Consider the following 6,187-nt stretch of genomic DNA (forward strand, 5'->3'; position numbering starts at 1 on the left):
CAGAGTCACATATGGCTGTCACCGTCGAAACCCTCGAAAAGCTCGAACGCCGCATCACGCTCACGCTGGCGGCCGCTGACATCAACAGCGAAGTCGAATCCCGTCTCAAGAAGCTGGCCCGCACCGTCAAGGCCGACGGCTTCCGCCCCGGCAAGGTGCCGATGAGCGTCGTGGCCCAGCGCTACGGCTACTCGGTCCAGTACGAAGTCATGAACGACAAGCTCGGTCAGGCCTTCTCGCAAGCCGCCAACGAAGCCCAGCTGCGTGTTGCCGGCGCTCCCAGCATCGCCCAGAAGGACGAAGCACCCGAAGGCACGATGGCCTTCGACGCCACCTTCGAGATCTACCCGGAAGTCAAGCTGGGTGATCTGTCGGCCGCCGAGGTCGAGCGCGTCACCAGCGAGGTGACCGAAGAGGCGATCGACAAGACCGTCGAGATCCTGCGCAAGCAGCGTCGCACGTTTGCTCAACGCGCCGCCGCTGACGTGGCCGCCGAAGGCGATCGCGTGACCATCGACTTCGAAGGCAAGATCGACGGCGAGACCTTCGCCGGCGGCAAGGCCGAAGGCTTCCAGTTCCTGATCGGCGAAGGCCAGATGCTTGAGGCCTTCGAGAAGGCCGTGCGCGGCATGAAGGCTGGCGAGTCCAAGACCTTCCCGCTCGCCTTCCCCGAGGACTATCACGGCAAGGATGTGGCCGGCAAGGAAGCCGACTTCCTGGTCACGGTTAAGAGGATCGAAGCCCAGCATTTGCCCGAAGTGAACGAGGCTTTTGCCAAGTCCCTGGGCATCAAGGAAGCCACGGTGGAAGCGCTGCGTGCTGACATCAAGAAGAACCTTGAGCGCGAAGTAAAGTTCCGCGTGCTGGCTCGCAACAAGGGCGCCGTGATGGACGCCGTGGTGGCGGTGGCCGAGCTGGACGTGCCCAAGGCACTGATCGCCAGCGAGACGGAGCGCCTGGTTGCCGGTGCCCGCGAAGACCTGAAGAAGCGTGGCGTGAAGGATGCCGAGAAGGCGCCGATCCCCGCCGAAATCTTCCAACCCCAAGCCGAGCGCCGTGTGCGCCTGGGCCTGGTGGTGGCCGAGCTGGTGCGCGCCAACAATCTGCAAGCCAAGCCCGAGCAGCTGCAGGCACACATCGAAGAACTGTCGCAAAGCTACGAGAAGCCCGCCGAAGTGGTGCGCTGGTATCTGAGCGATCGTCAGCGTCTGGCCGAAGTGGAAGCGGTTGTGATCGAAAACAACGTCACCGACTTCGTGCTGGCCAATGCCAAGGTCACCGACAAGGCTTTGCCCTTCGACGAGCTGATGGCCACGGCCGGCTGAGCTGGCTGAGCCAGGCTCTTCCGAGCAAGGCGTCGTGCCGCAAGGCCGACGCCTTTTTCATTCCCGCAGCGAGGTCGTGCCGAGGGCGACATAATCGGCCCACCTCAACGCTACACGCATGTTTCAAGGATTCTTCATGAGCGCGCTGGAAACGAGCAATCTGGGCATGGTGCCCATCGTCATCGAACAATCGGGCCGTGGTGAGCGTGCCTACGACATCTACAGCCGCCTGCTGCGCGAGCGCATCGTCTTCCTGGTCGGGCCGGTGAATGACGCGGTGGCCAACCTGGTGGTGGCGCAGTTGCTGTTCCTGGAGAGCGAGAACCCCGACAAGGAGATCTTCCTCTACATCAACTCGCCCGGCGGCAGCGTCTCGGCGGGCATGTCGATCTTCGACACCATGCAGTTCATCAAGCCCCCGGTGTCGACCCTGTGCATGGGCATGGCCGCTAGCATGGGCGCCTTCCTGCTGGCCGCGGGTGCCAAGGGCAAGCGCTTCGCGCTGCCCAACTCCAAGATCATGATCCACCAGCCGCTGGGCGGTGCCCAGGGGCAGGCCACGGACATCGAGATCCATGCGCGTGAGATCCTCAAGACCCGCGAGCAATTGAATCGCATCCTGGCCGAGCGCACCGGTCAGAGCCTGGAAAAGATCCAGCTCGACACCGAGCGCGACTATTTCATGTCGGCGGCCGAGGCCGCGACCTATGGCCTGATCGATCAAGTGATCGAAAAACGCGCCTGAGCGCCGCCGCCGGGGCAACTGGCGCAAGAACGGGGCCCTTATTGACAAAAGGGCCCCGGCCGCATTTGAACTATCATCAGTTCAGGCAGTGACGCCTGAATGAAACCCAAGCAGATCCATGGCCGAGAAAAAAGGCAATTCCAGCGAGAAAGTTCTGTACTGCTCCTTCTGCGGCAAGAGCCAGCACGAGGTGAAGAAGCTGATCGCTGGCCCGTCGGTGTTCATTTGCGACGAGTGCATCGAGCTCTGCAATGACATCATCCGCGACGAAGTCCCGGCCGACTCCGCGCAAACCCGCGCCAGCAAGTCCGACCTGCCCGTACCCAGCGAGATCAAGGCCAGCCTGGATCAGTATGTGATCGGCCAGGATGTGGCCAAGCGCACGCTGTCGGTGGCGGTCTACAACCACTACAAGCGCCTGCGCCACATGGGCGGCAACAAGGACTCGGTCGAGCTGTCCAAGAGCAATATCCTCTTGATCGGTCCCACCGGTTCCGGCAAGACCTTGCTGGCCCAGACGCTGGCACGTCTCTTGAATGTGCCGTTCGTGATCGCCGATGCCACCACGCTGACCGAAGCCGGTTATGTGGGCGAGGACGTCGAGAACATCATCCAGAAGCTGCTGCAGAACTGCAATTACGACGTAGAGCGGGCCCAGCGCGGCATCGTCTACATCGACGAGATCGACAAGATCTCGCGCAAGGCCGACAACCCCTCCATCACCCGTGACGTCTCGGGTGAGGGCGTGCAGCAGGCCTTGCTGAAGCTGGTGGAAGGCACGATGGCCTCGGTGCCGCCGCAGGGCGGGCGCAAGCATCCGAACCAGGACTTCCTGCAGATCGACACCACCAACATCCTCTTCATCTGCGGCGGTGCCTTTGACGGCCTGGAGAAGGTCATCCAGAACCGTTCGGAGAAGTCCGGCATCGGCTTTGGTGCCACCGTCAAGACCAAGAGCGAGCGCCGCGTCTCCGAGGTGTTCCGCGAGGTGGAGCCCGAGGATCTGATCAAGTTCGGCCTGATCCCCGAGTTGGTGGGCCGCCTGCCGGTGGTCGCCACCCTGGGCGAGCTGAGTGAGGATGCCCTGGTGCAGATCCTCACCGAGCCCAAGAACGCGTTGATCAAGCAGTACCAGCAGCTGTTTGCGATGGATGGCGTCGAACTCGAGATCCGTCCATCGGCGCTGATGGCCATTGCCCGCAAGGCGCTGGCCCGCAAGACCGGTGCGCGCGGCCTGCGCTCCATCATGGAGCATTCGCTCATCGACACCATGTTCGAATTGCCCGCCCTCGATGGCGTGGCCAAGGTTGTGCTCGACGAGCACAACATCGAAGAAGACGCGAAGCCGCTGCTCGTTTACCGCGAGCAGGCCAAGGCCAGCGCCTGACCGGGTATTCGTGCGATCCAGCAGCGCACGCGCATCTTGTAATAGCCCCCTCAGGCCCTAGATGGGTCTGAGAAAGAGAGGTTTCTATGTCCGGTCATCCCATCCTGCCTGCAGAACCGATCACCTTGCCGCTGCTGCCGCTGCGCGATGTGGTGGTGTTCCCGCACATGGTGATTCCCCTGTTCGTCGGCCGCCCCAAGTCCATCAAGGCATTGGAAGCAGCCATGGAAGCCGGCCGCCAGATCATGCTGGTGGCGCAGAAGGCTGCCGGCAAGGACGAGCCCAAGTCGGACGATATGTTCGAGGTGGGCTGTGTCTCCAGCATCCTGCAAATGCTCAAGCTGCCCGATGGCACCGTGAAGGTGCTGGTCGAGGGCCTGCAGCGCGCCACCACGCAAAGCATCACCGAGACGGAAGAGCATTTCGTCGCCGAGGTGCTGCCCATCCCGCCCGAGGCCGACACCAAGCCCGAGGTGGAGGCGCTGCGTCGTGCGGTGACCCAGCAGTTTGACCAATACGTCAAGCTGAACAAGAAGATCCCGCCCGAGATCCTCACCTCCATCGGTGGCATCGACGATGCCGGCCGCCTGGCCGACACCATTGCCGCGCATCTGCCGCTCAAGCTCGACGCCAAGCAGTCGGTGCTGGACCTGTCGGACGTGGCCAAGCGCCTGGAGAAGCTGCTCGACCTGCTTGAGCACGAGGTCGACATCCTGCAGGTGGAAAAGCGCATCCGTGGCCGCGTCAAGCGCCAGATGGAGAAGAGCCAGCGCGAGTACTACCTGAACGAGCAGGTCAAGGCGATCCAGAAGGAACTGGGCGACGGCGAAGACGGTGCCGACATGGAGGAGCTGGACAAGAAGATCCAGGCTGCTCGCATGCCCAAGGAAGCACGCAAGAAGGCCGATGCCGAGCTGAAGAAGCTCAAGCTGATGTCGCCGATGTCGGCCGAAGCCACGGTGGTGCGCAACTACATCGAGACCCTGGTCAACCTGCCCTGGAGCAAGAAGACCAAGATCAAGCACGACCTGGCGAATGCCGAGAACGTGCTGAACGAAGACCATTACGGGTTGGAGAAGGTCAAGGACCGCATCCTCGAGTACTTGGCGGTGCAGCAGCGCGTCGACAAGGTCAAGGCGCCCATCCTCTGCCTGGTGGGCCCCCCGGGCGTGGGCAAGACCTCGCTCGGCCAGTCGGTGGCACGTGCAACCGGCCGCAAGTTCGTGCGCATGGCCCTAGGTGGCGTGCGCGACGAGGCCGAGATCCGTGGTCACCGTCGCACCTATATCGGCTCGATGCCGGGCAAGGTGCTGCAGAGCCTGTCCAAGGTCGGCACGCGCAACCCGCTCTTCCTGCTGGACGAGATCGACAAGCTGGGCATGGATTTCCGCGGCGATCCCTCTTCGGCCCTGCTGGAGGTGCTGGATCCCGAACAGAACCACACCTTTGGCGACCATTACGTCGAGGTCGACTTCGATCTCTCGGACGTGATGTTCGTGGCGACCTCGAACTCGATGAACATCCCGCCGGCCCTGCTGGACCGGATGGAAGTGATTCGCCTCTCTGGCTACACCGAGGACGAGAAGGTCAACATCGCCCAGCGCTATCTGCTGCCCAAGCAGCGTGGCAACAACGGCGTGAAGGACGAAGAGATGGAGGTCGCCGAATCGGCGATCCGCGGCATCATTCGCTACTACACCCGTGAGGCTGGCGTGCGCTCGCTGGAACGCGAGATCTCCAAGATCTGCCGCAAGGTGGTGAAGGGCCTGGCGCTCAAGACCTACGAGGGCAAGGTGCTCGTCAACGAGGACAACCTGAACGACTTCCTGGGTGTGCGCAAGTACGACTTTGGCCGCGCCGAGAAGAAGAACCAAGTGGGTCAGGTCGTCGGCCTGGCCTGGACCGAGGTGGGCGGCGATCTGCTGACCATCGAAGCCACCGCCATGCCTGGCAAGGGCAACATCATCCGCACCGGCTCGCTGGGCGATGTGATGAAGGAGTCGGTCGAGGCCGCACGCACGGTGGTGCGCTCACGTGCCCGCCGCCTGGGCATCAAGGACGAGGCCTTCGAGAAGCGCGACGTGCACATCCACGTGCCCGACGGCGCCACGCCCAAGGATGGCCCGAGCGCGGGTATCGCCATGACCACCGCCTTTGTCTCTGCGCTGACCGGCATCCCGGTGCGGGCCGACGTGGCGATGACGGGCGAGATCACCCTGCGTGGCGAGGTCACGGCCATCGGCGGCTTGAAGGAGAAACTGTTGGCGGCGCACCGCGGCGGTATCAAGACGGTGATGATTCCCGAGGAAAACGTCAAGGATCTCCAAGACATTCCCGAGAACGTCAAGAACCAGCTCGAGATCGTGCCGGTGAAGTGGATCGACCGTGTGCTGGAAGTGGCACTGGAGGCGGCGCCTCAACCTCTGCCCGACGAGGAAGTGACCGCGGTCGCTCCTGAGAAAGCGGCGGCGGAGGCTGCGAAGCCCGAGCCGGCGACGGCGGCCGTTGCGGGTGGAGATGCACTCAAGCATTGAAAATCCGCGAGACCCCTTGCGCGACACAGAAAATCCGGTATAGAATGTGAGCTTCAGCGCAAACAGCGCAGCGTAGATGGTGAAAGCCAAAGCCCTGTGAGTCGTGTGTTGAAGTCCATGCGGGAGTAGCTCAGTTGGTAGAGCGCAACCTTGCCAAGGTTGAGGTCGAGAGTTCGAGACTCTTCTCCCGCTCCAG

Annotated in this window: 4 protein-coding genes and 1 tRNA gene; all 5 read left to right on the top strand. The window is 62.7% G+C overall.

The genetic code is table 11. From position 1 onward, the window contains the following. Positions 1–11 precede the first annotated feature (11 nt). The 5 genes from tig (at position 12) to AC3WQY_RS00930 (ending at position 6,186) form a co-directional block, all read left to right on the top strand. Positions 12–1,325: a trigger factor gene (gene tig, locus AC3WQY_RS00910; RefSeq protein ID WP_492705049.1), complete on the top strand. Its 1,314-nt coding sequence runs from the start codon at positions 12–14 to the stop codon at positions 1,323–1,325. Positions 1,326–1,461: 136 nt separating this feature from the next. Further along, on the top strand, positions 1,462–2,070 hold the full coding sequence (clpP, locus tag AC3WQY_RS00915) for an ATP-dependent Clp endopeptidase proteolytic subunit ClpP (protein WP_285232942.1): 609 nt from the start codon (positions 1,462–1,464) through the stop codon (positions 2,068–2,070). Between the two features lie 118 nt (positions 2,071–2,188). Continuing rightward, positions 2,189–3,457 carry an ATP-dependent Clp protease ATP-binding subunit ClpX gene (gene clpX, locus AC3WQY_RS00920; protein WP_285232941.1) on the top strand — a complete coding sequence of 423 codons (1,269 nt, stop codon included), beginning with the start codon at positions 2,189–2,191 and terminating at the stop codon, positions 3,455–3,457. Positions 3,458–3,543: 86 nt separating this feature from the next. Continuing rightward, entirely contained in the window at positions 3,544–5,991 is a 2,448-nt protein-coding gene (lon, locus tag AC3WQY_RS00925; RefSeq protein ID WP_285232940.1) for an endopeptidase La, read from the top strand. 119 nt (positions 5,992–6,110) lie between these two features. Then, positions 6,111–6,186 (top strand) — tRNA-Gly (locus AC3WQY_RS00930). The last annotated feature ends 1 nt before the right edge of the window (position 6,187 follow it).

Source organism: Roseateles sp. FW301-B2 (assembly GCF_058788955.1).